The sequence below is a fragment of the Lysobacter sp. Soil_C_59 genome (genome assembly GCF_057656415.1).
Genome location: NZ_JBDGKK010000007.1, coordinates 98,561 through 123,390 on the forward strand (window position 1 = coordinate 98,561; position 24,830 = coordinate 123,390).

25 protein-coding genes are annotated in these 24,830 nt (G+C 67.4%); 7 read left to right on the plus strand and 18 right to left on the minus strand.

Annotated elements, in window-relative coordinates; translation table 11 throughout:
- Positions 1-2: 2 nt before the first annotated feature.
- The 15 genes from pal to aspS all read right to left on the minus strand — a co-directional run bounded on the left by pal (position 3) and on the right by aspS (position 13,355).
- Positions 3-515 carry a peptidoglycan-associated lipoprotein Pal gene (gene pal / locus AC3A3Q_RS13955; RefSeq protein ID WP_487586809.1) on the minus strand — a complete coding sequence of 171 codons (513 nt, stop codon included), beginning with the start codon at positions 513-515 and terminating at the stop codon, positions 3-5.
- A 113-nt stretch (positions 516-628) separates the two neighbouring features.
- The gene (gene tolB / locus AC3A3Q_RS13960; protein WP_487586810.1) at positions 629-1,945 is read right to left on the minus strand and encodes a Tol-Pal system beta propeller repeat protein TolB; all 1,317 of its coding nucleotides are present in this window, start codon (positions 1,943-1,945) and stop codon (positions 629-631) included.
- Positions 1,946-2,125: 180 nt separating this feature from the next.
- The gene (locus tag AC3A3Q_RS13965; RefSeq protein ID WP_487586811.1) at positions 2,126-3,082 is read right to left on the minus strand and encodes a cell envelope integrity TolA family protein; all 957 of its coding nucleotides are present in this window, start codon (positions 3,080-3,082) and stop codon (positions 2,126-2,128) included.
- Positions 3,082-3,534, minus strand: a complete 453-nt coding sequence (gene tolR / locus AC3A3Q_RS13970) for a protein TolR (RefSeq protein WP_200606709.1) — start codon at positions 3,532-3,534, stop codon at positions 3,082-3,084. Before tolR ends, AC3A3Q_RS13965 begins: the two co-directional genes overlap by 1 nt.
- 106 nt (positions 3,535-3,640) lie before the next feature.
- Positions 3,641-4,432: a protein TolQ gene (gene tolQ / locus AC3A3Q_RS13975; protein WP_200606711.1), complete on the minus strand. Its 792-nt coding sequence runs from the start codon at positions 4,430-4,432 to the stop codon at positions 3,641-3,643.
- Between the two features lie 94 nt (positions 4,433-4,526).
- Complete coding sequence (gene ybgC / locus AC3A3Q_RS13980) at positions 4,527-4,952, minus strand: tol-pal system-associated acyl-CoA thioesterase (RefSeq protein WP_487586812.1); 426 nt, start codon at positions 4,950-4,952, stop codon at positions 4,527-4,529.
- On the minus strand, positions 4,942-5,982 hold the full coding sequence (gene ruvB / locus AC3A3Q_RS13985) for a Holliday junction branch migration DNA helicase RuvB (RefSeq protein WP_487586813.1): 1,041 nt from the start codon (positions 5,980-5,982) through the stop codon (positions 4,942-4,944). Before ruvB ends, ybgC begins: the two co-directional genes overlap by 11 nt.
- 90 nt (positions 5,983-6,072) lie before the next feature.
- Positions 6,073-7,992 carry a potassium transporter Kup gene (locus AC3A3Q_RS13990; RefSeq protein ID WP_487586814.1) on the minus strand — a complete coding sequence of 640 codons (1,920 nt, stop codon included), beginning with the start codon at positions 7,990-7,992 and terminating at the stop codon, positions 6,073-6,075.
- Between the two features lie 38 nt (positions 7,993-8,030).
- The gene (gene ruvA / locus AC3A3Q_RS13995) at positions 8,031-8,621 is read right to left on the minus strand and encodes a Holliday junction branch migration protein RuvA (RefSeq protein WP_487586815.1); all 591 of its coding nucleotides are present in this window, start codon (positions 8,619-8,621) and stop codon (positions 8,031-8,033) included.
- Positions 8,618-9,145, minus strand: a complete 528-nt coding sequence (gene ruvC, locus AC3A3Q_RS14000) for a crossover junction endodeoxyribonuclease RuvC (protein ID WP_200606716.1) — start codon at positions 9,143-9,145, stop codon at positions 8,618-8,620. The genes ruvA and ruvC overlap by 4 nt, the downstream gene beginning before the upstream one ends.
- A gap of 17 nt (positions 9,146-9,162) precedes the next feature.
- Positions 9,163-9,891: a YebC/PmpR family DNA-binding transcriptional regulator gene (locus AC3A3Q_RS14005; RefSeq protein WP_487586816.1), complete on the minus strand. Its 729-nt coding sequence runs from the start codon at positions 9,889-9,891 to the stop codon at positions 9,163-9,165.
- Positions 9,892-9,972: 81 nt separating this feature from the next.
- Positions 9,973-10,587, minus strand: a complete 615-nt coding sequence (locus AC3A3Q_RS14010; RefSeq protein WP_487586817.1) for an esterase/lipase family protein — start codon at positions 10,585-10,587, stop codon at positions 9,973-9,975.
- A 151-nt stretch (positions 10,588-10,738) separates the two neighbouring features.
- The gene (locus AC3A3Q_RS14015; protein ID WP_487586818.1) at positions 10,739-11,251 is read right to left on the minus strand and encodes a GNAT family N-acetyltransferase; all 513 of its coding nucleotides are present in this window, start codon (positions 11,249-11,251) and stop codon (positions 10,739-10,741) included.
- 2 nt (positions 11,252-11,253) lie between these two features.
- A complete protein-coding gene (locus AC3A3Q_RS14020) occupies positions 11,254-11,550 on the minus strand; it encodes a DNA primase (protein WP_487586819.1) in 297 nt (98 codons plus the stop codon).
- A 5-nt stretch (positions 11,551-11,555) separates the two neighbouring features.
- On the minus strand, positions 11,556-13,355 hold the full coding sequence (gene aspS / locus AC3A3Q_RS14025; RefSeq protein WP_487586820.1) for an aspartate--tRNA ligase: 1,800 nt from the start codon (positions 13,353-13,355) through the stop codon (positions 11,556-11,558).
- Between the two features lie 216 nt (positions 13,356-13,571).
- On the opposite strand from aspS, the gene AC3A3Q_RS14030 reads away from it, so the two are divergent.
- From AC3A3Q_RS14030 to AC3A3Q_RS14040, 3 genes are all read left to right on the plus strand, one after another.
- Positions 13,572-13,724: a hypothetical protein gene (locus tag AC3A3Q_RS14030; RefSeq protein ID WP_487586821.1), complete on the plus strand. Its 153-nt coding sequence runs from the start codon at positions 13,572-13,574 to the stop codon at positions 13,722-13,724.
- Between the two features lie 96 nt (positions 13,725-13,820).
- Positions 13,821-14,474: a DUF3011 domain-containing protein gene (locus AC3A3Q_RS14035; protein WP_487586877.1), complete on the plus strand. Its 654-nt coding sequence runs from the start codon at positions 13,821-13,823 to the stop codon at positions 14,472-14,474.
- Positions 14,475-14,690: 216 nt separating this feature from the next.
- Entirely contained in the window at positions 14,691-15,098 is a 408-nt protein-coding gene (locus AC3A3Q_RS14040; RefSeq protein ID WP_487586822.1) for a DUF3011 domain-containing protein, read from the plus strand.
- Between the two features lie 11 nt (positions 15,099-15,109).
- Here the strand turns inward: AC3A3Q_RS14040 and AC3A3Q_RS14045 are convergent, their stop codons facing one another.
- Complete coding sequence (locus AC3A3Q_RS14045; RefSeq protein WP_487586823.1) at positions 15,110-15,424, minus strand: FmdB family zinc ribbon protein; 315 nt, start codon at positions 15,422-15,424, stop codon at positions 15,110-15,112.
- Positions 15,425-15,602: 178 nt separating this feature from the next.
- On the opposite strand from AC3A3Q_RS14045, the gene AC3A3Q_RS14050 reads away from it, so the two are divergent.
- Positions 15,603-16,499, plus strand: coding sequence for a PhzF family phenazine biosynthesis isomerase (locus AC3A3Q_RS14050; protein WP_487586824.1), 897 nt, complete (start codon positions 15,603-15,605; stop codon positions 16,497-16,499).
- A 131-nt stretch (positions 16,500-16,630) separates the two neighbouring features.
- Here the strand turns inward: AC3A3Q_RS14050 and AC3A3Q_RS14055 are convergent, their stop codons facing one another.
- On the minus strand, positions 16,631-18,496 hold the full coding sequence (locus AC3A3Q_RS14055) for an ABC-F family ATP-binding cassette domain-containing protein (protein ID WP_487586825.1): 1,866 nt from the start codon (positions 18,494-18,496) through the stop codon (positions 16,631-16,633).
- Positions 18,497-18,721: 225 nt separating this feature from the next.
- Between AC3A3Q_RS14055 and ybaL the strand changes: the two genes are divergently transcribed.
- The gene (gene ybaL, locus AC3A3Q_RS14060; protein WP_487586826.1) at positions 18,722-20,410 is read left to right on the plus strand and encodes a YbaL family putative K(+) efflux transporter; all 1,689 of its coding nucleotides are present in this window, start codon (positions 18,722-18,724) and stop codon (positions 20,408-20,410) included.
- Positions 20,411-20,565: 155 nt separating this feature from the next.
- Positions 20,566-21,366, plus strand: a complete 801-nt coding sequence (locus AC3A3Q_RS14065; RefSeq protein ID WP_487586827.1) for an SH3 domain-containing protein — start codon at positions 20,566-20,568, stop codon at positions 21,364-21,366.
- Here AC3A3Q_RS14065 and clpB read toward each other — a convergent pair.
- Positions 21,305-23,890 (minus strand): ATP-dependent chaperone ClpB, encoded by a 2,586-nt coding sequence (gene clpB, locus AC3A3Q_RS14070; RefSeq protein ID WP_487586828.1) that lies wholly within the window; start codon positions 23,888-23,890, stop codon positions 21,305-21,307. The two genes, AC3A3Q_RS14065 and clpB, sit on opposite strands and share 62 nt — an antisense overlap.
- 161 nt (positions 23,891-24,051) lie before the next feature.
- Between clpB and otsB the strand changes: the two genes are divergently transcribed.
- Entirely contained in the window at positions 24,052-24,810 is a 759-nt protein-coding gene (gene otsB, locus AC3A3Q_RS14075) for a trehalose-phosphatase (protein ID WP_487586829.1), read from the plus strand.
- Positions 24,811-24,830 lie beyond the last annotated feature (20 nt).

Here is a 24,830-nt window from a genome sequence, read left to right on the forward strand (position 1 = left end):
TATTACTTGGCGGTGTACACGATCTCGACGCGACGGTTCTTGGCCCAGCAATCTTCGTTCGAGTCGGTGCAGACCGGACGCTCTTCGCCGTAGCTGGTGACCGTGACCTGGCTGCCCGAGCCGCCATTGGCCTGGACGGCCGACGACACGGCATTGCCGCGGCGCTCGCCGAGGCCGAGGTTGTACTCGCGGCTGCCGCGCTCGTCGGCATTGCCTTCGAGGGTCATGCGCGAGGACGGACGGTCACGCAGGTACTTGGCGTGGCAGCCGACGATGGCCTGGAACTCCGGACGCAGGCTGTCCTGGTCGAAGTCGAAGTAGACCACGCGCTGGCGCAGGCAAGCGTCGGTGTCCAGATCGTTCGGGCCGTAGACGCCCGAGGTGACCGGAGCTTCAGCAGCCGGAGCGGTGGTCGGCGTTTCGGCCGGCGGCGGGGTTTCCTTGACCTTCTTGGAGCAGGCCACGGCCGCGGTGCAGAGCACGGCGGTGAGCAGGATGCGAGCGGTGTTGTTCATGGTTTTCCTCGTCATTCGAGCAGGGACAGATACGGGGCAAGCAGAAGTGAAACAAGAACGAATGCAGCTTCGCCGGTCCGGCGGCTTACTCCGAAAGGAGCACTCCGACAGGATCAGCGAGGCAAGCGGAATGGCCCCCAAGCCGGCTCACGCACGTCCCCATCCGCAAGCACCAGGCGCTGGCGCACCCGGGCATCGGACGAAACGGCATAGAGCACGCCCCGGCGGCCCTCGCGCGCAGCATAAAGGATCATTGCGCCATTCGGGGCAAAGCTGGGCGACTCGTCCAGGGAACCGGGCGAAAGTGTGCTCCAGCGCGCAGACCCGAGGGTGCTGTCCATCATGGCGATCCGGTAGACATTGCCGGCGCCCTGGGCGGTGGCGATCTTCTTGCCGTCAGCCGAAATGCTGGCGCTGGCGTTGTAACTGCCCTGGAAGGTGACACGGGTGGCACTGCCGCCGCTGGACGGGACCGAGTAGATCTGCGGGCGGCCGCCGCGGTCGGAGGTGAAGTAGATCGTGCCGCCATCGGCGCTCCAGCTCGGCTCGGTGTCGATGCTGAAGTGGTTGGTCAGCTGGGTCAGCGCCTTGCTGCCCAGGTCCATCACGTAGATCTCGGGGTTGCCGCTGCGCGACAGGGTCAGGGCCAGGCGACGGCCGTCGGGCGAGAACGACGGGGCGCCGTTGATGCCGCGGAACTTGGCGATCAGCTCACGACTGCCGGAGGTGATGTTCTGGATGTAGATCGAGGAGTTGCCGCCCTCGAAGCTGACATAGGCCAGGCGGCCACCGTCCGGGCTCCACGACGGCGACAGCAGCGGCTCGGGCGAGCGCACCACCGTCTGCGGGTTGAAGCCGTCGGAGTCGGCGACCATCAGCGCGTACTGGGCGCCCTTGCCGGTACCGGTCGCGGTGACATAGGCGATGCGGGTGAAGAACGCGCCGCGGATGCCGGTGATCTTTTCGTAGACCGCGTCGGCGACCTGATGGGCGACGTCACGCATCGCGTTGGCACGGGCCGTCAGGGCGAAGCCGAGCAGGCGCTGCTGCTTGGCCACGTCGAACAGCTCGTACTCGAGGCGGTAGCTGCCGGCGCCGGCATCGAGCACGCGGCCGACAACGATGAAGTCCTGGTTCAACGCGCGCCAGGTCGGGTAGTTGATCTCCCCGCCCTTGGTCGGCTTTTCGATGATGTCCTTGTCCGGTAGCGGCCGGAACTGCCCGGAGCGCGCGAGGTCGGCGCTGACCACCTGGGCGAGGTCGGTTTCCGGCGCTGTCCCGCTGCCCTGGTAGGGCATCGGCACCACGGCGATCGGGAGGGCAGCGGCATTGCCGCCGACGATGTCGATCTCGAGCCCCTGCTGGGCGAAAGCGGCGACAGGAAGCAGCAGGGCGAGCAGCGAGGCAAGCCAGGCAACGGGTCGGTTCATCGGTGCTCCAGTGATGCGGTCATTCAGCTTTGCAATTGTTAACAGGCGTGTGGTGAACGTGGGCTCAAGCCAAGGGCAAAAGCAGCCCCCTCTTCCGCCCCTTCGGGGCACCTTCTCCCACGAGGGGAGAAGGAAACCCTTGCACCCTCTTCCCTTGTGGGAGAGGGAGGTCGCGTCGCCTCAGCGATCCTGCGCCGTGAACTTCAGCGTCAGATCGCGCGCGAATACCTTCTCGAATCCGGCATACGGCAGCGGCTGCGCCTTTCGCACGGCCGCCTCGATAGAGCGACGACCCTGCTCATCGTAGGCGCACGGCTCCGACACTTCCGCGCTCATCACCTGCCCGCCCGGCAATTGCCGGATCAGCAGCGTGCAGCGCGAACCGACCGGCACGGTTTCCGGGCGGGTCCACTTGCTCAGGATCGCTTCCTGCAATGCAGCGGCATAGCGTGCCTGCAGGCCGGTATCGGTGCCGGCATTGCCCGGCGGCGGGCTGGCATCGCTGCTGCCTGCCGACTCTGCCGGCGAAGGCCGCGAGCGCACGTCGGCAATCTGGCGCAGGCGCTGCTCGGCCAGGTCGGCCTCGCGAGCGGCGGCTTCACGCTTGCGGCGGATCTCGGCCAGCTTCTGCTGGCGCTCCTGGTCCTGCTGCTCGGCCAGGCGACGCTGCTTCTCGATCTGCTCCTGGCGCTTCTGCTCGGTCAGGTCCACCTGGTCCTGCTTGCGCTTGGCTTCCTGGACCTTGTCTTCCTCGGCCGCGATCGGCGTGGGCTGGTCGACGACCGCTTCCTGGTTCTCGTTGTCCGGAACCGGAATGAAATCCTGCGGCTGCGGCTGCGGCGTGGCGACCGAATCTTCCGGCCGTGGTTCCGGCAACGGTTGCGGCAGCGGCGCGGCCTCTTCCGGTTCCGGCTTGGGCAGCTCGGCCGGCTTGGGACGCTTGAGCAACGTGCGCTGCATCGCCGGCGACAATGCGTCGGCGTCGATCAGTTCAGCGGTCACCGGCGAGCCTGCCGCCGACACCGGTGCCGCAGCACGGGTCCACAGCAGACCGACGAACATCAGGGCAAACAGCAGGGCATGCAGCCCTATCGCCTGCCAGATCGCCCGCGCGGTGTCGGCGCGCGACTCCCGCATCAGCGACCCGCCTGGCTCTGGGCCTGATCCGGTTGACTCATCAGACCGACCTTCTTCACGTTCGCGCTCTGCAGCAGCACCAGCGCGTCCATCACCCTCTGGTAATTGGCCTTGGCGTCACCGGCGACGAACACGGCGACATCCGGATTCTGCGCGACGATCGCCGACACCTTGGCCTGCAGCGCTTCGGCGGTGACCGCCTCGTTGCTGCCTGCCTTGAGGGCGAGGAAGTAATGCCCGTCGGGATCGACGCTGACGACGACCGGGTCCTTCTTTTCCTGGATCGACTTGGCATTGGATTGCGGCAGGTCGATGTCTACGCCGAGATTCAACAGCGGCGCGGTGACCATGAAGATGATCAGCAGCACCAGCATCACGTCGATATAGGGAACGACGTTGATCTCGGCTTTGAGCTTGCGCTTGCGATGGCGGCGCGCGGTGATACCGGCCATGGCCTTCCTCTCGTTTCGTTCGGTCCAGAAGACCGGTTAGTTCACGGCCCGAAGCGGGCCGGGAAAGGTCCGCACAAGGTGTGCGGGACGTTGCGAGGGAATCGCATCAGGTCTCGTCGAGGTTCGCCTGGCGCTGCAGGATCGAGGAGAACTCTTCGGAGAACGCGTCGTAGCGCACCGACATGCGTTCGACCTTGGTCGCGTAGCGGTTGTAGGCCCACACCGCCGGGATCGCCGCGAACAAACCCATCGCCGTGGCGATCAGCGCCTCGGAGATGCCGGGGGCGACCGTGGCGATGGTCGCTTCCTTCATGTTGGCCAGGCCCTGGAACGAAATCATGATGCCCCACACCGTGCCGAACAGACCGACATACGGGCTGATCGAACCGACGTTGGCGAGGAATTCCAGGTTGTGCTCGAGGCCGTCGATCTCACGCGAGCCGGTGGCGCGCATGGCGCGCTGGGCACCTTCGAGCTGCATGCGGCTGTCGGCGCCGCGGCGCTGGCGCAGTCGGCCGAACTCGCGGAAGCCGGCTTCGAAGATCGCTTCCAGGCCACCGATCTCGCGGTTGCGCTCGGTGGTGCCGGCGTAGAGCTTGGACAGCTCGGCGCCGGACCAGAAGCGCTCTTCGAACTGGTCGGCCTCGCGCGCGGCACGGTCGAGCACGCGCTTCTTGCGGAAGATGATCACCCACGAAGCGATCGAACCGAACAGCAGCAACAGCATGACCAGCTGCACCGGGATGCTGGCGTGCAGCACCAGTTGCAGCAGGTTGAGACTGTTGTTGTCGACGGCTCCCGTCGACAGCGCCTGCACCGCTGTGTTGGCGGCATTGGCGGCCTCTTCCGGCAGGGGCTCCACCGCGGTGGCCTGCAGTGCTGTCAACAATGGGGTCATGCCTGGTTCTCCGTGCCCGTCACGCGGGACTGTGTGCAACTTGGGGGACTGCGATCGATGAAAACGGGTGAAGCGTGGAACGGGGTCAATCTGGTCAACGCGGCGGTAGCTCGAGCGCCTTGAGCTGGTCGTACAACGGCTGCGGTATCGGACGCGGGCGGAATCCCTCCGCATCCAGCGCCGCCACCCGCACCTGCGCGGTCAGCAGCAGGTCGTCACCGCCTGCGATCGACTGGATGAAAACGGCGCTGGCGCGGCGGCATTCCTGCAGCCCCACCGACACCGCCAGCGCATCGTCCAGCCGTGCCGGCTTGAGGAAATCCAGCTGCATGGCGCGCACGGCGAACACCAGGCCATGCTCGATCCGCAAAAACTCCTGGCCATACCCCTGCGCACGCATCCACTCGGTCCGCGCGCGCTCGAGGAACGCCAGGTACTGGGCGTGGTAGACCACGCCGCCAGCGTCCGTATCTTCCCAGTAAACCCGTGTCGGCCAACTGAACGCCACATCAACCGTCACTGCCGACCTCCTCGAAAAGCCCGCCGTTGCTGGCTTTCGGCCTCAGGCCAATGTGGCGGTAGGCCTTGGGCGTGGCCATCCGGCCGCGCGCGGTGCGGATCAGGTAGCCCTGCTGGATCAGGTACGGCTCGATGACGTCCTCGAGCGTGCCGCGCTCCTCGCTCAGCGCCGCGGCCAGCGATTCGACGCCGACCGGGCCGCCGTCGAAGGACTCGATGATGATCTTGAGCATGCGCCGGTCGAGCTCGTCGAAACCCTCCGGATCGACCTTGAGCATGGCCATCGCCGCATCGGCGACGTCTCGGGTGATGTCGCCACCGGCGCGGACCTGGGCGAAGTCACGCACGCGTCGCAGCAGGCGGTTGGCGATGCGCGGGGTGCCGCGCGAACGGCGGGCGATTTCGGCCGCGCCTTCCGGCTCGCAGGCGATGCCGAGGATCTGCGCCGAGCGGCGCACGATCTTCGTCAATTCCTCGGCGCTGTAGAACTCCAGGCGCTGGACGATGCCGAAACGGTCGCGCAGCGGCGCGGTCAGCAGGCCGGCGCGGGTGGTCGCGCCGATCAGGGTGAAGGGCGGCAGGTCGAGCTTGATCGAACGGGCCGCGGGGCCCTCGCCGATCATGATGTCGATCTGGTAGTCCTCCATCGCCGGATAGAGGACTTCCTCGATCGCTGGCGAGAGGCGGTGGATCTCGTCGACGAACAGCACGTCGTGCGGCTGCAGGTTGGTCAGCAGCGCGGCCAGGTCACCGGCCTTCTCGATCACCGGGCCGGAGGTCTGGCGCAGGCCGACGCCGAGCTCATTGGCGATGACGTGGCTGAGCGTGGTCTTGCCCAGGCCTGGCGGGCCGAAGATCAGGACATGGTCGAGGGCCTCGCCGCGTGCCTTGGCGGCCTCGATGTAGATCTTCATCTGCTCGCGCACCGGCGCCTGGCCGAGGTATTCGTCCAGCCGCTTGGGCCGGATAGACGCCTCGATGGCCTCGTCCTCGCGGGTGGCGCCGGCAGCGATGATGCGGGAGTCATTCATGCCCGTATGTTCGCATGGGCAGGGGTCGCGAAAACCGGGTCAGAGTGCCTTTTAAGCAAAAGGTACTCTGACCCCGGTTTTGCACCACGGTCAGATCTCGACCTGCGCCCCCAGCTCCACCAGGCGGTTGCCCGGGATGCGGAAGAAGCCCGTGGCCGGCGCGGCGTTGCGGTGCATGAAGGCGAACAGGCGGTCGCGCCAGATCGGCATGCCGCGGTGGCGGCTGGCCACCACGGTCTCGCGGCTGGCGAAATACGTGGTGTCCATCGGGTCGAAATAGGTGCCGCCGGCGTCGCACGAGCGCATCAGCGCCAGCGGCACGTCGGGCACTTCCATGAAGCCGAAGCGGATCAGGACGCGGTAGAAGTCGTCGCCGATGGCCTGGATCTTCAGGCGCTTGTCGCGCGGCGCGTAGGGGACGTTGAGCGTCTCCACGGTCAGGAACACGTTGCGCTCGTGCAGCACCTTGTTGTGCTTGAGGTTGTGCAGCAGCGCGTGCGGCACCACGCCCTTGTCGGCGGTCATGAAGATCGCCGTGCCCGGCACGCGCACCGGCGGCGCCAGCATCAGGCCGGGCAGGAAGCTGTCGAGCGAGATGCCTTCCTTGCGCACTTCGTCATGCAGCAGCTCGCGGCCGCGGCGCCAGGTGCGCAGCAGGGTGAACACGACCAGGCCCAGCAGCAGCGGGAACCAGGCACCGTCGAAGAACTTGGCGCCGTTGGCGATCACGAAGCCGACATCGACCACGAAGAACAGCAGGCACAGCGGCAGCACCCAGGTGCGCCAGCGCGGCCACAGCGCGCGCGCGACCAGCGCCAGCAGCAGGGTGTCGATCAGCATGGTCGCCGACACCGAGATGCCGTAGGCCGTGGCCAGTGCGGTCGAGCTGCGGAACATCAGCACCACCGCCAGCACCGCGATCATCAGCAGCCAGTTGATGTACGGGACATAGATCTGGCCGATGGTCGACTGCGAGGTGTGCTTGACCTGCATGCGCGGGATGTAGCCCAGCTGCATGGCCTGGCGGGCGACCGAATAGGCGCCGGTGATGACCGCCTGCGAAGCGATCACCGCGGCCATCGTCGCCAGCACGATCATCGGGTACAGCGCCCAGGCCGGCACGGCCTCGAAGAACGGGTTCTTGACCGCGTCCGGGTGGCCGAGCACGAAGGCGCCCTGCCCCAGGTAGTTCAGCATCAGGCACGGCAGCACCAGGATGTACCAGGCGTAGCGGATCGGGCGCGGTCCGAAGTGGCCCATGTCCGCGTACAGCGCCTCGCCGCCGGTCACGGCCAGCACGACCACGCCCAGGATCAGCACCGAGTGCGAGCCGTGCTCGACAAAGAAGCGCGCGCCCCACATCGGGTTCAGCGCCTTGAGCACCTCCGGCGCTTCGATGATGTTGTGGATACCGATCGCCGCCAGCGCGAGGAACCACACCGTGGTGATCGGCCCGAAGATCCGCCCGACCTTTTCGGTGCCGAAACGCTGGGCGAAGAACACCATCACCAGGATGACGACCGCTATCGGCACGATGAACCGGTGCAGGCCGGGTGCAGCGACCTCGAGGCCCTCGACCGCGCCGAGCACGGTGATGGCCGGGGTGATCACGCTGTCGCCGAAGAACAGCGAGGCGCCGAAAATACCGAGGATGCCGATGATGTACGCCGAGCGCGAACCCTTGGCCAGGGTGCGCTGGGCCAGCGTCATCAACGCCATGATGCCGCCCTCGCCCTCGTTGTCGGCGCGCATGATGATGGTCACGTACTTCACCGTCACCACGATCATCAACGCCCAGAACACCAGCGACAGGATGCCAAGCACCGTGTCGTGGTTGCCGATCAGTCCGAAGTGCGGCGAGAACGCCTCCTTCAGGGTGTACAGCGGGCTGGTGCCGATGTCGCCGAAGACGACGCCGATGGCACCGATGACAAGGCCGCCCAGCCCCTGTTTGCCGTGGCCGTGCTGCGCGCCATTGGCGGAGGTCGAGTGGGTAGCGGGAGAGGACATGGAGTGGATTGCTCGGGGCGGCCGGGGCCGCCGTGGCGTCAACGAAGCGCGGACTTTAGCGCTTTGCGGATGATGGCGGCGGCGTCATCGCCGGCCGCGGTCGCTTCGCGCGCCATGCGCACGGCTTCGGCCGGCTTGTAGCCCAGCTGCTGCAGGGCAATGACGGCTTCGCTCTGGGGGTCGGCAGCGGCGCCGTTGCCGGTCAGGGTCACGCCGGCGCCGGCCAGGTCGGCGGCGCGGTCGCGAAGCTCCACGACCATGCGCTCGGCGGTCTTCTTGCCGATGCCGGGGATGCGGGTGAGCGCGGTGATGTCGCCGGACTGGACCAGGCGCGCGAACTCGTCGACCGAAGTGCCCGAGAGCACCGCCAGGGCGATCTTGGCGCCGATGCCCGAGACCCGCTGAACATCGCGGAACAGGCGGCGCTCGCCCTCGCGCAGGAAGCCGTACAGCGAGACGCTGTCTTCCTTCTGCGCGTAATGGGTGAACAGCGCGACTTCACGGCCCAGGTCGGGCAGGTCGTAGAACGTGCTCATCGGCGCCTCGAGCTCGTAGCCGACGCCGTTCACGTCCACCACCAGCCACGGCGGCTGCTTGTGGACCAGGATGCCTTTCAGACGACCGATCATGCGCCGCGCCTCCGCAACAGGTGGGTGGCCACGCCGGTGCGCGCGGCCGTCGCGCTCATGTGCGCATGGGTCAGTGCCACCGCCAGTGCATCGGCGGCGTCGGCCTGCAATTTGGTGTCCGGCAGGTTCAACAGCAATCGCACCATGTGCTGGACCTGGTCCTTCTCGGCCGCACCGCGACCGACCAGTGACTGCTTGATCACGCGCGGCGCGTACTCGCTGATCGGAATGCGCCGGCGCACCACCGTCGCCAATGCGGCGCCGCGGGCGTGGCCAAGCTTGAGCGCCGAGGTCGCCGACTTGGCCATGAACACCGTCTCGATCGCGACCTGCTGCGGCTGCCACTCGTCCAGCAGCGCCTCCAGGCCCTCGCACAGCAGCCCGAGCCGCGACGGGAAGTCCTCGGCATCTAGCAGGACCAGCGCGCGCGCATGGACGAAGGTGCAGCGGCCGTCGGCGGCGACGTCAATGACGCCGACGCCGGTGCGCTGGGAACCGGGGTCTATCCCGAGGATTCTGATCACGGGGTCAGCTTACGCCGTCAGGCGTAGGCATCCTCGCCGAGGTCGGCATTGGAGTAGACGCTCTGGACGTCGTCCATGTCCTCCAGCCAGCGCAGCAGCTTGACCACCTGCTGCGCGGTCTCGCCGCTGACGGCGATGTCGTTGTCGGCGCGCATCGTTACTTCGGCGATGTCGGCCTTGAGGCCGCCGGCTTCCATGGCGGCCTTGACGGCGGCGAAGGCGTCGGGGCTGGTGACAACGTCGATCGCGCCGTCGTCGTAGACGACCACGTCGTCGGCGCCGGCATCGATCGCCAGCTCGGTGACCTGGTCTTCGCTGGCACCGGCGGCGAAAGACAGCACGCCGACCTTCCTGAACATGAACGACACCGAGCCATCGGTACCGAGGTTGCCGCCGAACTTGCCGAAGGCGTGGCGCACGTCGGCGACGGTGCGGACCTTGTTGTCGGTCAGGCAGTCGACGATGACGGCGACGCCACCGGGGGCGTAACCCTCGTAGCGGATCTCTTCGTAGACCACGCCTTCGAGTTCGCCGGTGGCCTTCTTGATGGCGCGCTCGATCACGTCCTTGGTCATGTTCACCGACAGGCCCTTGTCGACCGCCACGCGCAGGCGTGGGTTGGCCGACGGGTCACCGCCACCGGCGCGTGCAGCGACGCCGATTTCACGAATGATCTTGGTGAAGATCTTGCCGCGCTGCGCGTCTACCGCGTTCTTGCGGGCCTCGATCGAGGGACCTCTACCCATGAACTGTTCCAGGCTGTTGCTTTGGCGAAGCGGCGATTTTACTCGATTGGGCGGGACGTGCCGCCGGTCACGTTACCCGGCTCAGGACGCGAAGCGACCGTTGCGCAGGAAGCCGGCGACCAGGGCGGCGACCTGGCGGGAATAGACCAGGCCGGTATGACTGGTATCGACCACGGTGTGGTCGGTAAGGCCGACAAGCCGGGTTTCGGCGACGGAGACGGTGCCGTCGTTCTCTTCCTGGAAGCGGCCGAAGTACTTGCCCAGGCCCAGCGAGGTGCGGCCGGCGACCATCCCCACTTCGGCCTTGCCCGACCAGGGCGCGCAGCCCTTGCGCAACAGGGATGCGCTTCGGCCCAGCGTCGGCGCGGTCCAGGCGTAACCCGCGATACCGCTGGCGGCGGCGCTGCCGCACAACGGCGAGCCCAGGCAGACCACGCGCTCGACGGGGACCGATGGATGGCGTTCCAGTGTGGTCAGTGCGACCAGTCCGCCGAGGCTGTGGGCCACCACGTGCGCCGGCGCCCGCTGCAGGCGGTCGGCCAGGCGCGGGATCGCCGCATCCGGGCCACCGGCGACGGTGGCGTAGCCGAAGAACTCGGGGGCAAATCCGGCCTCGCGCAGGCGCTGGGCCAGCCAGTGCATCGACAGCCGGGGCATCCAGAGGCCGTGGAGGAGGATGACGCGGTGGGTGGGCATGGGGACCTTGATGGAGGTCGTTTGAAGCAACCGCAAGAGCACCCCCTCTTCCGCCCTGCGGGCACCTTCTCCCGCAAGGGGAGAAGGAACACCGCTTTGCCCTCTCCCCTTGCGGGAGGACAGGCCGCGAAGGCGGCCAGGGAGAGGGGAGCTACGCCGAGCGGCGCAGGATGTACTCGTGATCGCGAGTACCGCCAACGATGAAGTCGTAGTCCCCTACCCGCTCGAACCCGTAACGCGCATAGAACCGCTGCGCCCCCAGGTTCTCGCTCCACACACCGATCCATAGCGTTCTTGGCCCGTCGCGCAGCAGCCATTCCTGCGCGGTCTCGAACAACCGCGCGCCCCATCCGCCGTTCTGGTGCTCGCGCAAGACGTACAGGCGCTTGAGCTCGCCATCGCCATCGGCGACATCGGCATGCGGCAGGCCACAGGGGCCTGCCGCCGCGTGGCCGACGGCCTTGCCCTCCACTTCCAGCAGCCACACCGCATAGTCCGGGTGGCCGAGGATCACCTCTTGCTTGTCGACGGCATAGCTGTCGCGCAGGAAGAACTGCAGGTCGGCCTCCGGGTACTGGTGCCCGAAGGTCTCGGTGAAGGTCTGCGCGGCCAGGGCCGACACGGTTTCCGCGTCGGCCACGGTGGCACGGCGAATGGTCGCCATGATCAGGCTTCCTCTTCGTCCTCTTCCTCTTCCTCGTCGGACTCCTCGCCGTCGTCTTCCTCGGCGTCCTCGTCTTCTTCCTCGTAGTCCTCGTCGCCGAAGTCCTCACCGTCCCAACGGAACTGGCCGTCGGCAACGAAGGTCATCGACAGCTGACCGGCGGCAGTGCGCGTGCGCACCAGCCAACCGCCGAACACCTGCGCGCGCTCGGTCACCAGGCCGGCACCCGCGGCCGAACCGGCATCCACCAGCGCTTCCCACTCCAGCTCCAGAGCCTGCTCCACTTCAACTTCCGACATTGCGATTACTTCCCTTCTTTCTTCGGACGAACTTGAATGTGCACTTCCGCCAGCTGCGCGTCCGGCACCGGCGACGGCGCGCCGGTCATCAGGCACTGCGCGGTCGTGGTCTTCGGGAACGCGATGACGTCACGGATCGACTCGGTGCCGGCCATCAGCGCGGCGATGCGGTCGATGCCGAAGGCGATGCCACCGTGCGGCGGTGCGCCGTACTTGAGCGCGTCGAGCAGGAAGCCGAACTTGCCTTCGGCTTCCTCCGCGCCGATGCCGAGCAGCTCGAACACCGCCGACTGCATCGCCGAGTTGTGTATGCGGATCGAACCACCACCGATCTCGTTGCCGTTGAGCACCATGTCGTAGCCGCGGCTCACCGCGGTCTTGGCATTGGCGCGCAGGTCGGAGATCGAGTCGACCGCCGGTGCGGTGAACGGGTGATGCAGGGCGACGTAGCGGTTTTCCTCGTCGTCCCACTCGAACATCGGGAAGTCGGTCACCCACAGCGGCGCCCAGGTGTCGGCGACCATGCCCAGGTCCTTGCCCAGCTTCAGGCGCAGCGCGCCCATGAAATCGCTGGCCGACTTGTAGGTGGCGGCGCCGAAGAAGATCGCATCGCCGGTCTGCGCGCCGGTGGCGGACAGGATCGCCGCGAGCGTGGCGTCATCAAGGAACTTGGCGATGGGTGAGTTGACGCCTTCGCGGCCCTTGCCGGCGTCCTCGACCTTCATCCATGCCAGGCCCTTGGCGCCGTGCTTGGCGGCATGCGCGCCGTAGTCGTCGATCTGCTTGCGGCTGAGCGTCGCCGCGCCCGGAACGCGCAGCGCGACCACGCGGCCGTCTTCGTGGTTGGCCCAGTCGGTGAAGACCTTGAACTCACAGTTCTTCACCAGCTCGGCGATGTCGGTGAACTCCATCGCGATGCGCAGGTCCGGCTTGTCCGAACCGTAGCGACGCATCGCCTCGGCATAGGTCATGCGCGGGAACTGCGCAGCCAGTTCGACGCCCATCACTTCACGGAACACCGAGCGGATCATTTCCTCGGTGAGGTCCTGCACGTCGCGCTCGGACACCCACGCGAACTCCATGTCGAGCTGGGTGAACTCGAGCTGGCGGTCGGCACGCAGGGCCTCGTCGCGGAAGCAGCGCGCGATCTGGTAGTACCGGTCGAAGCCGGCCATCATCAGGATCTGCTTGAACAGCTGCGGCGACTGCGGCAACGCGTAGAACTCGCCGTGGTGCATGCGTGCCGGCACCAGGAAGTCGCGCGCGCCTTCCGGCGTGGCCTTGGTCAGGATCGGCGTTTCGATGTCCTGGAAGCCGCGCTCGTCGAGGTAACGACGCAGGGCCTGCACCAGCTTGATGCGCGTGCGCATCTTGCGCTGCATCTCGGGGGTGCGCAGGTCGAGGTAGCGGTACTGCAGGCGGATGTCCTCGCCCGGGTTCTCGTGGGCGTGGAACGGCAGCGGCTCGGCCTTGTTGAGCAGCTCGATCTTCGTCGCGACCACTTCGACCTGTCCGGTGCGGATCTTGGCGTTGACCGCTTCGCGCTTGCGCACCACGCCGGTGATGCGCAGGCAGTCTTCGTAACCCACCTGGGCCGCCGCCGCGATCACCGCGGCATTGACCTCGCCCGCACCCAGCGCCGGATCCTGGGTCGGCTCGGCCACGATCTGGACGATGCCTTCGTGGTCGCGCAGGTCGATGAAGCACAGGCCGCCGAGGTTACGGGCAACGTCGGCCCAGCCGCACAAAGTGACGGTCTGTCCGATCAGGGCCTCATCGATGAGGCCGCAAAAATGGGTACGCATGGGGGCTCCGGGGTTACACATCCGGCCAGGGCCGGACAATAGGTACTCCGGCCAGGGCCGGAAAACTGGACTCTCCGGCCAGGGCCGGACAATTCGACACTCCGGCCTGGGCCGGACAACACGTCATTTTAACGGCACCGGCGGGTTACTTGCCCGCGGATCGCAGCGGACGTCGCCGTTGTGGCCATTTCGACCTGTTTCCACGAGGTGGGTCGCATGAAACGCCTGATCAAGGCCTGTTTGCTGGCGCTGTTCCTGGCGGTGCTTGCCTTCCCCGCCGCCGCCCAGCAGCGCGCCTACGCACCCGAAGACCTGCGCAGCCTGTCCTACCAGGACCAGGTGCGGGTGATCAGCATGGAGTACGAGTAGCAGTCGCGCGGACGCCGGATCCCCGACGACCAGCTGCAGTTCTACCTCGACCAGGTCAACCGCTCGAACTGGCGCTTCAGCCAGATCAAGGCTGACATCGCCGCGTCGCTGGACGGGACGACGCCGACCGCCGCGGACAAGGTCGTGTGCGAAAGCCGCAATGGCCGCGCGCAGATCTGCCGGGTGCCGTGGAACGGCGACTCGGTGCTGGTGCGGCAGCTGTCGAGCGCGCCCTGCGTCGAAGGCCGCAGCTGGCAATCGCAGCGCGGCCAGGTCTACGTCGGCAGCAACTGTTCGGGCGAATTCGCCGCCTCCTCGGGGCCGGTGCCACTACCGGGACCGGTTGGCCAGAGCGTGACCTGCGAAAGCTTCAACAACCAGGCAAGCATCTGCCGCGTGCCCTGGCCGGGGCCGTCACGCCTGTTGCGGCAGTCGTCGGGCAGCCAGCCCTGCATCGAGGGCCAGACCTGGCAGTCACAGGATGGCCAGGTCTACGTCGGCCGCGGATGCCGGGCGGTGTTTGTCGCCCTTGGCGCCACGCAGCCGGTCGCCCCACTGCCGAGCACGCCATCGGTGGTGTGCAACAGCGTCGATGCCCGCCCCAAGGCATGCCAGTGGCCGGCCGGCACCGGCACGCCTCGTTTGCTGCAACAGCTGTCCAGCCAACCCTGCGTGCAGGGCCGGACCTGGGGCTTCACCGGCAGCGCGATCTGGGTCAGCCAGGGCTGCAGCGGGCGCTTTGGCTACTGACGCTGCCTGCACGCCCGCAGGCCTATAGAAGAGGCGCTGGCGCCGAGCGACCTCCGCCAGCCTCCGCTGCCACAACCGGCAGCGAAATTCGTCCTCAAGTTTCCCGCGTGCCGGCCGATGCCGTGGCAGAACCCCAATCGGCTTGCACGGCTTGCCCGGCTCGCCCGACTACGGACCGTCCCAGTCGGCCCCGGCCCATCCAGGAGCAAGAGCGTCATGGCGACAGTGCCCAAGCAAGCGGCCTGGCTATTGAGCCTTACCCTGATGGCGACGCCGGTCCCTTCTCCGGCAAATGGCGCGGCCGGCACCATGGTCATGCCGATGGTCGCGAGCAGCAGCAGCGCGCAGATGCGGGTCGGCCTGACCCTGGCCCCGCCCGACTCGCCGGGCGCGCGGCTACCCGACCCGGCCAGCCTCGACTTTCCGGCATCACCCAATGCCGTGCTGTGCCACAGCCCCGACCAGGGCTATCGCGAATGCCGCACGCCGTTCCGCGGGCCGGTAAAGCTGTCGCGCGAGGTCACCGGCACGCGCTGCATCGAGGATCGCAACTGGGGCTGGCGTAACGGCGCGATCTGGGTGGACCAGGGCTGCGGCGCGGTGTTCCTGCGCATCGGGGCCTGACCCCGCGGCAGTCAGTCGGCTGACTTGGCCGGTTTTGCCGGAGCCGCTTCGACCTTCTTCTCGGCGGGCTTCTCGGCCGGTTTGCTGTCGCCACCGCCCGCGGATGAGGATCCCTCTCCGGCCAGGTTGCGCTTCTTGTCGCCGTCCTTCTTGAAGTCGGTTTCGTACCAGCCGCCACCGGCAAGGCGGAACTGCGGCGCGGTCAGCTGGCGGCGCACGTGCGGTTCGCCGCAGACCGGGCACTGCGTGGGATCGGCCTCGGACAACTTTTGCAGGCGGTCAAAGGCGTGGCCGCAGGCGGCGCACTCGAAGGCATAGATCGGCATGGCACGACGCATTGCGGAGACAGGCCGGCATTCTGGAGGCAACTGCCCGCTTTTCAAGCATCCGATGCCCGCGAGGCGAGCTGGGCGGCCTCGCCGGGCCGGCCAGTGGCCTCCACCGCAGTGTCCGGCGCAAGCCGGCAGGTCATACACTCCGCGTCCCCCACTACCGATTCGCGCCATGGACCCGCTGCGTATCTACCGGATCGACGCGTTTACCACCCGGCAGGGCCAGGGCAATGCCGCTGGCGTGGTCACCAATGCCACCGGCCTGGACGAGGCCGCAATGCAGGCCATCGCGCATCGACTCGGACATTCCGAGACCGCCTTCGTGCTGCCGCCGAACACCGGCGATCACGATCTCCACATCCGTTACTTCACGCCGACGACGGAAGTGCCTGTGTGCGGGCATGCCACGGTCGGCGCACATTTCGCACTTGCGCTGGAAGGCGCCGCGCCAGGTGTGCGACGGCAACTGACTGGAGCCGGCGTGCAGACGGTGACGACCGTGCGCCGGGACGACGGCGCCATCGCCGTGCGAATCCAGCAGAATCCGCCGACGTTTGCCGCACCGTTGTCGGCGCAGCTGGTGGAGGAAGTCGCCGGTGCGATCGGCCTGGATGTCGACGAGCTCGATTCGCGCGGTCCGGTGCAATTCGTCAGCACCGGTCACGGCAAGCTGCTGATTCCAATCAGGCGCCTTCAGCGCCTGAGGGAACTGAAACCGGACATGGCGCGCCTTGCGCAGCTCGACGAGCGCGCCGGTGCGAAGGGGTATTTCGTGTTCACCCTCGACACCGATGCCGGCGAGGACGCGTACACCCATGGCCGCATGTTCGCGCCAGGAATCGGCATCGACGAGGATCCGGTTACGGGTAACGCCAATGGTCCGCTGGGCGCCTACCTGGTGCGTCACAAACTGATCGCGGTCGACGGCGACGAGGTGCGCTTCCGCGGACGCCAGCAGACGGGTGCGGGACGTGGCGGTTTCGTCGACGTCAGCGTGCAGGTCGAGTCGGGCGAGCCGGTTGGCGTGGCGATCGAGGGGCTGGCGGTGCTGGGAGAGCGCGTGCAGTAAGTCAGATCAAAAGCACCCCTCTTCCGCCCTTCGGGCACCTTCTCCCACAAGGGGAGAAGGAAGCTCCAGGCCCTCTCCCCTTGTGGGAGAGGGACAGGCCGCGAACGCGGCCAGGGAGAGGGGACGCGGCCTCAGGCGCCCTCGTACAACCCCAGCAGCGCCTCTTCCGCTTTAGCAAGCTCCGCGGCGACCTGCTCGCGACGCTTGGCCAGCTCGGCCGCATCGGTGCCGCCGCCGGCGTACTGGTCCGGATCGGCCAGGTCCATGTCGAGCGTGTGCAGCTTCGACTCCAGCTCGGCCACGTGCGCTTCGGCCTGCGCAAGCTTGTGGGCATTGGCCTTGGTTGCCTTGGCGGCCGGCTTGGCCGCCGGAGCTGGTGCCGGCGCTGCCGCGGCCACCTTGGCCGGCACCTTGCCGTCGTTGCTGCTGTCGCGCGTGCGCAGCCAAACCGCGTAGGCATCCAGATCGCCGTCGAACGGTTGCGCAACACCATCGGCGACGCGCCAGAACGTGTCGCAGACCAGGCCGATCAGATGGCGATCATGGCTGACCATCACGATCGCGCCTTCGAAGATGCTCAGCGCTTCGGCCAGGGCCTCGCGCATGTCGAGATCAAGGTGGTTGGTCGGCTCGTCGAGCAGCAGCACGTTCGGCTTGCGCCATGCGATCAGCGCCAGCGCCAGGCGTGCGCGCTCGCCACCGGAGAACACGTCGACCTTCTCGAACGCGCGATCGCCCGGGAAGTTCCACTTGCCGAGGAAGTCACGCAACTGCTGCGTCGCCACGCCCGGCGCGATGTCGGCCAGGTGGTCGATCGCGGTCGTGCCTTCGCGCAGCGACTCCACCGTGTGCTGGGCGAAGTAGCCGATGCGCAAGTCGGGATGGCCGCCGCGCTCGCCGCTCAGCAGCGGCAGTTCGCCGACCAGCGACTTCACCAGCGTCGACTTGCCGGCGCCGTTGGGGCCCAGCAGCGCGACGCGGTCGCCGGCTTCGAGGATGAAGCCGATCTGGTGCAGCACGGTGTGGTCGCCGTAGCCGCAATCGGCATGGGTCACGCGCAGCAGCGCGTGCGGCAGCTTCGCCGGTGCCGGGAATTCGATCCGCAGCGCGCGCTCCACGCGCACCGCCTCGGTGTCGGCCATCTTGGCCAGGCGCTTGACCCGCGACTGCGCCTGCTTGGCCTTGGCCGCGCTGGCGCTGAAGCGGTCGATGAAGCTTTGCAGGTGGGCGCGCTCGGCCTGCACCTTCTCGTGGGTGATCTGCTGCAGGCGCAGGTGCTCGGCGCGCTGGCGCTCGAAGGCGGTGTAGTCGCCGGTGTAGAGCTTGCCCTTGCCGTCGTGCAGGTGCAGCGTGTGGGTGGTGATCTCGTCGAGGAACTCGCGATCGTGCGAGATCAGCAGCAGCGTGCCCGGGTACTTGAGCAGCCACTGCTCCAGCCAGAGCACGGCGTCGAGGTCGAGGTGGTTGGTCGGTTCGTCGAGCAGCAGCAGGTCCGACGGCGTCATCAGCGCGCGCGCCAGGTTCAGGCGCACGCGCCAGCCGCCGGAGAATTCCTTGACGGCGCGCTCGTGCGTGTCGGGCGAGAAGCCCAGGCCATGCAGCAGCTTGCCGGCGCGCGCGGTGGCGTCGTAGCCGTTGAGTTCTTCCAGGCGGTGGTGCGCTTCGGCGACGGCCTCCCAGTCCTCGCGTTCGACCGCTTCGCGCTCGGCGACGATCGCCGCGTGCACCAGGGCATCGCCGGACAACACGAAATCGAGCGCCGGTTCGTCGAGCGCCGGGGTTTCCTGGGCAACGCTGGCGATGCGGACGCGGGTAGGCACGTCGATATCGCCCTTGTCGGCTTCGACGTGGCCCTGGATGGCGGCGAACAACGACGATTTGCCGGTGCCGTTGCGGCCGATCACGCCCACGCGCCAGCCGGCATGCAGGGCCAGGTCGACGTTGGACAACAGCAGGCGCTCGCCCCGGCGGAGGGCGAAATTACGGAAGGAAATCACGGGGGGACCAGAAGGAGGCTCGAAACCCCACTAGTCTAGCGGTTCGGGGGCCCTGATCCGGATTTGATGGGTACCACAGCTGGCTGGCGCTGCCACTGAAGGCCACTGACCGCCGATTGACACGCTTTGGCGCAATCTGGCGACCGGCCCCGCCCGCTCCAGGCCCGGGTTGCATCACCCGCCTCCGGCCCACATCCTGAACGGCAGACCGCAAACGGATACTCGATGCACCATACGTCCCTGATCGCAATCCTCGTGGCCGGCTTCGTGCTGGCGTTCATCTTTGGCTCGCTGGCGCAACGCCTGCGGCTGTCGCCTCTGGTGGGCTATCTGTTGGCCGGCGTGATCGCCGGACCGTTCACACCTGGATTCGTCGGGGACCAGACGCTGGCACCGCAGTTGGCCGAGATCGGCGTGATCCTGCTGATGTTCGGTGTCGGCCTGCACTTCTCGATGCGCGATCTGATGGCGGTCAAGGCGATCGCCCTGCCCGGCGCGGTCGCGCAGATCACCCTGGCGACGGTGCTCGGCTGGGGCCTGGCGCGGTTCCTGGGCTGGTCGCATGGCGCCGGCATCGTCTTCGGCTTGTCACTGTCGGTCGCCAGCACCGTTGTGCTGCTGCGCGCATTGGAAGAACGGCGCCTGGTCGAAACCGGGCGCGGCCGCATCGCGGTGGGCTGGCTGATCGTCGAGGACCTGGCGATGGTGCTCGCGCTGGTGCTGCTGCCCGCGCTGGCGGGTGTGCTCAAGGGCGAAACCGGCGATGCGGTGGAAGTGTGGACGGCATTGTTCAAGACCTTCGCCAAGGTCGGCGCGTTCGTCGCGGTGATGCTGATCGTCGGTCGCCGCGTGATCCCGTGGATCCTCGAGCGCGTCGCCGGGACCGGCTCGCGCGAGTTGTTCACGCTTTGCGTGCTGGCCATCGCGCTGGGCGTGGCGTTCGGTTCGGCGGCGATGTTCGGCGTGTCGTTCGCACTGGGCGCGTTTTTCGCCGGCATGCTTCTCAACGAATCGGAGTTCAGCCACCAGGCCGCGGCCGAGACCCTGCCGCTGCGCGATGCCTTCGCGGTGCTGTTCTTCGTCTCGGTCGGCATGCTGTTCGATCCGATGATCCTGCTGCAGCGTCCGGTCGAGGTGATCGCGACCTTCCTGATCATCGTCATCGGCAAGTCGCTGGCGGCCTATGCCATCGTCCGCGCCTTCGGCAAACCCAATTCGACCGCGCTGCTGATCTCGGCCAGCCTGGCGCAGATCGGCGAGTTCTCCTTCATCCTCGCAGGCCTGGGCCTGCAGCTGGATATCCTGCCCAGCGAGGGCCAGGACCTGGTGCTGGCCGGCGCGCTGCTGTCGATCATCGTCAACCCGCTGCTGTTCGCCTGGCTTGACCGGCGCGAGGCGCGCGAGGCGGCCAACCGTGCGCCGGAACCGGAAGAGCACATCTCGCCGCCGATCCGGCCGGGCCTGAGCAACCACGTGATCGAGATCGGCTACGGCCGCGTCGGCAGCGAACTGACACGCCTGCTGACCGAGCGTGGCGTCGAGATCGTCGTCATCGACGACGAGGAAGACCTGGTCAACAAGGCACGCGCAGCGGGCCTGCCGGCGATCCGCGGCAATGCCGCCAACGAGCGCGTGCTGCGCGAAGCCGCACCGGAGCGCGCGACCATGGTGATGGTGGCCATTCCCAACGCGCTGGAGGCCGGCGAGATCATCGCCAAGCTGCGCGAAATCAATCCGGCGCTGACGATCGTGGCGCGCGCGCACAGCGACACCGAGGTCAAGCACCTGCTCGAGCATGGTGCGGATGCGGCGGTGCTGGCCGAGCGCGAGCTGGCCCACAGCCTGGCCGAGATGGTGATGGCGACGCCGCAGTACCGCGGCGAGCGCCACTTGCCTCCGGCCGCGCCGGCCTGAGGCCAGCTGTTGGTAGGAGCGAGCTTGCTCGCGAGGCTCCTCTGCGCGGCTGAAGCGTGTTTCGCGAGCGAGCTCGTTCCTACGACAGCCGCGGCGTGGCCGACGGGCACGGCGTAATCCGTAGCCCATTACAACGGATGCCGTGGCATTTGCGGTTGACGGGTGTGATCGGCATGAACAGGCTTTGCACGGGGATCTGCGCGCCGTTGCTGGTTCTCGTGCTCGCTTGCCTGCCGGCGCCGGCCCGGGCGCAATGCGGCCTGGTAGCGCATACCGTCGTCGAAACCACCGTCCACAGCGGCGTACCCACGCTGTCGACCCGCGCCGGATGGCGCCTGGGCGATGTCATCGCCTCCCTGCCCGCCGGGTCCGAGATCCACGTCTGCCAGACGCGCAAGGTCGGTCAGTTCGGCATCGGCACGCGCACGTGGCTGCGGGTGCAGTTCGATGGCGGCATCAGCGGCTGGGCGTATCTGGGGTCGACCGACATGTCGGCGCCGCGTACCGCCTTTGCGGACTTCGGGCTCATCTCGCAGGCGATCGCCGCCGACGGTCCCGCGGTGTCGAACAGCGCAGACGGCCTGCCCTGGCATGGCGGTGGCTGGATCCTGATGCTGTCGGCAATATTCGTCGTGCTTGGCATCGCCACGCGCGAGGCCTTCGACGGCAAGCGGCAGCGTGTGCGCATGCAGGCTTGCAAGCAGGCGCTGACGGTCGGCCCGCTGGCGATGGTGGTCGTGCTGCTGATCGGCGACTTCACCCTCAACGGCGAAACCGCAACGCTGGTGTGCCTGCTGATTGCGTTCCAGAGCGGGTTCTTCTGGCAGGTCCTGCTCGGACGCCGGCCCTCACCCCTGCCCCTCTCCCGCATGCGGGAGAGGGGTTCGACGATCTTCAGGCCTTCGAGAAGGTCAGCTGTCCACCCGCGGCATCCACCTTCACGGTATCGCCGCTGACGAACTCGCCGGCGAGGATCTTCTGCGCCAGCGGATTCTCCAGCTGCTGCTGGATCGCCCGCTTCAAGGGCCTTGCGCCATAGACCGGATCGAAGCCGACATTGCCCAGCAGGTTCAGCGCGTTGTCGGTCAACTCCAGCCCCAGCCCGCGTTCGCCCATGCGCTTTTCCAGGCCGCCGATCTGGAAGCGCGCGATCTGGCGGATCTGCGCCTTGTCGAGCGGATGGAACACGACGATGTCGTCGAGCCGGTTGATGAACTCCGGACGGAAGTGCGCCTGCACCACGCCCATCACCGCCGCCTTCATCTGCGTGTAGGCCTCGGCTGAGCCGTCGCCGGCAAGTTCCTGGATCTGGTGCGAGCCCAGGTTGCTGGTCATCACGATCACGGTGTTGCGGAAATCGACCGTGCGTCCCTGGCCGTCGGTGAGGCGACCGTCGTCGAGCACCTGCAGCAGGATGTTGAACACGTCCGGGTGCGCCTTCTCGACTTCGTCGAGCAGGATCACGCTGTAGGGACGGCGACGCACGGCTTCAGTCAGGTAGCCGCCCTCTTCATAGCCCACATAGCCCGGAGGCGCGCCGACCAGGCGGCTGACCGAGTGCTTCTCCATGAACTCGCTCATGTCGATGCGCACCATCGCATCGGTCGAGTCGAACAGGAATTCGGCCAGCGCCTTGCACAGCTCGGTCTTGCCGACGCCGGTCGGACCGAGGAACAGGAACGAACCACTGGGACGGTTCGGATCCGACAGGCCCGCGCGCGAGCGCCGCACCGCATCGGACACGACCTTGATCGCCTCGTCCTGGCCGACCACGCGCGTGTGCAGGTGCTCTTCCATGCGCAGCAGCTTCTCGCGCTCGCCTTCGAGCATCTTCGCCACCGGGATGCCGGTCCAGCGCGAGACCACCTGCGCGATCTCCTCGGCGGTGACCTTGTCCTGCAGCAGCGTGAAGCCCTTGGTCTCGGCTTCCTGCGCGGCCTTGAGCTGCTTCTCCAGCTCCGGCAGGCGGCCGTACTGGATCTCGCTCATGGCGGTGAAATCCTGGCGGCGCTGCGCGGCCTCCAGGTCGAGCTTGGCCTGCTCGATCTGTTCCTTGATGCGCGTGGCACCTTGCAGCATGGCCTTCTCGGCCTTCCACACTTCTTCCAGGTCGTTGAACTCGCGCTCGAGCTTGCCGATCTCGTCCTCGAGGTCGGACAGGCGCTTCTTCGACTCGGCGTCCTTCTCCTTCTTCAGCGCCTCGCGCTGGATCTTGAGCTGGATCAGCCGGCGTTCCTTGCGATCGAGCTCCTCGGGCTTGGAGTCGATCTCCATGCGGATGCGCGAGGCCGCCTCGTCCATCAGGTCGATGGCCTTGTCAGGCAGCTGGCGGTCGCTGATATAGCGGTGCGACAGCGTCGCCGCGGCGACGATCGCCGGGTCGGTGATCTCGACGCCGTGGTGCACCGCGTAGCGCTCCTTGAGGCCGCGCAGGATGGCGATGGTGTCCTCGACGGTCGGTTCGCCGACGAACACTTTCTGGAAGCGGCGTTCGAGCGCGGCGTCCTTCTCGATGAACTGGCGGTACTCGTTGAGCGTGGTCGCGCCGATGCAATGCAGCTCGCCGCGCGCCAATGCAGGCTTGAGCATGTTGCCCGCATCCATCGCGCCCTCGGCCTTGCCGGCGCCGACCATGGTGTGCAGTTCGTCGATGAAGAGGATGATCTGGCCTTCGTTCTTCGACAGGTCGTTGAGCACGGCCTTGAGCCGCTCCTCGAACTCGCCGCGGAACTTGGCGCCGGCGATCAGCGCGCCCATGTCCAGGCTCAGCACGCGCTTGCCGCGCAGGCCCTCGGGCACTTCGCCATTGATGATGCGCTGGGCCAGCCCTTCCACGATCGCGGTCTTGCCGACGCCGGGTTCACCGATCAGCACCGGGTTGTTCTTGGTCCGGCGCTGCAGTACCTGCACGGTGCGGCGGATCTCTTCATCGCGACCGATCACCGGGTCGAGCTTGCCGCTCTCGGCGCGGGCGGTGAGGTCGATCGTGTACTTCTCCAACGCCTGGCGCTGGTCCTCGGCATTTTCCGATTGCACGGTCTCGCCTCCACGCAGTTTTTCGATGGCCGCTTCGAGCTTTGACTTGTTCGCGCCGGCCGCCTTGAGGGCGCGACCGGTTTCGCCGCCATCGTCGAGCGCGGCAAGCAGCAACAACTCGCTGGCGATGAAGGCATCGCCGCGCTGCTGGGCCAGCTTGTCGGTGACGTTGAGCAGGCGTGCCAGATCGTTGCCGACGCTGATGTTGCCGGCCTGGCCGCTGACCTTGGGCAGCTTCTCCAGCGCCTCGCCGAGACGCTCGCGCAGCAACGGCACGTTGACGCCGGCCTGAGCCAACAGTGGCCGTGTGCTGCCGCCGCTCTGGTCGAGCAAGGCCGTCAGCAGATGCACCGGTTCGATCACGCTGTGGTCGCGACCGACCGCCAGCGACTGCGCGTCGGCCAGCGCCTGCTGGAAACGCGATGTCAGTTTGTCCATTCGCATGGATGGGTTTCCCTCTCGATATCTGGGCAGCCGCATCGATCTGCGCGGCCGCAATGGCCATCAGATGCGGTCCGTCCGGTGCCGATTCAAGCCTGGCGCGATTCAAGCGTGCGGCGGCGCGTCCACCTGATGCTTACATGCGCTTGTTCACAATGGCGTGTATGAGCTCACGGCACCTTACCTCGCGGCATCCCCACCTGCCGCTGCCGCCGGCGGTCGCGCCCGACTGGGCCCTGTTCCTCGATGTCGACGGCACGCTGCTCGATTTCGCCGACGCCCCCGGTGACGTCACGGTCGACGCTGGCCTGATCGACACCCTGGCCATCCTGCACGGCCGCCTCGACGGCGCGCTGGCGCTGGTCAGCGGTCGCAACCTGGTCCAGCTGGACGCGCTATTCGCGCCACTGCACCTGCCTGCAGTCGGCCTGCACGGGCTGGAGCGGCGCGACGACGGCCACGTCCGGCAGCTTCCGCGCGCGCCGGCACTCGATGGCGTGCTCGCCTCCGCGCGGGCGCTGGCCGCCAAGTACCCCGGCGCCCGCATCGAGGACAAGGGCGTGGGCCTGGCACTGCACTGGCGTGGCGCCCCGGCCGCCGAGGAACCGCTGCACGAGTTCGCGACGTCCGCGCTGATCGAACTGCCCGGTTATCACCTGCAACCGGGCAATCGCGTCATCGAGTTGCGGCCCGATGGCGCCAACAAGGGCGCCGCGGTGCTCGACCTGCTGGCGCTACCGCCATTCCATGGACGCCGCCCCGTTTTCGTCGGCGACGACCTCACCGACGAGCACGGGTTTGCCGCAGTGAATTGCCACGGCGGATTCGGCGTGCTGGTCGGTTCGCGCCAGCCCAGCGCCGCGCGCTACGGGCTGCACGATCCGGCCGCGGTGCGCGCCTGGCTGGATGACTCCATCGCATAGGCGCGCAGCGCCTGTCGCCC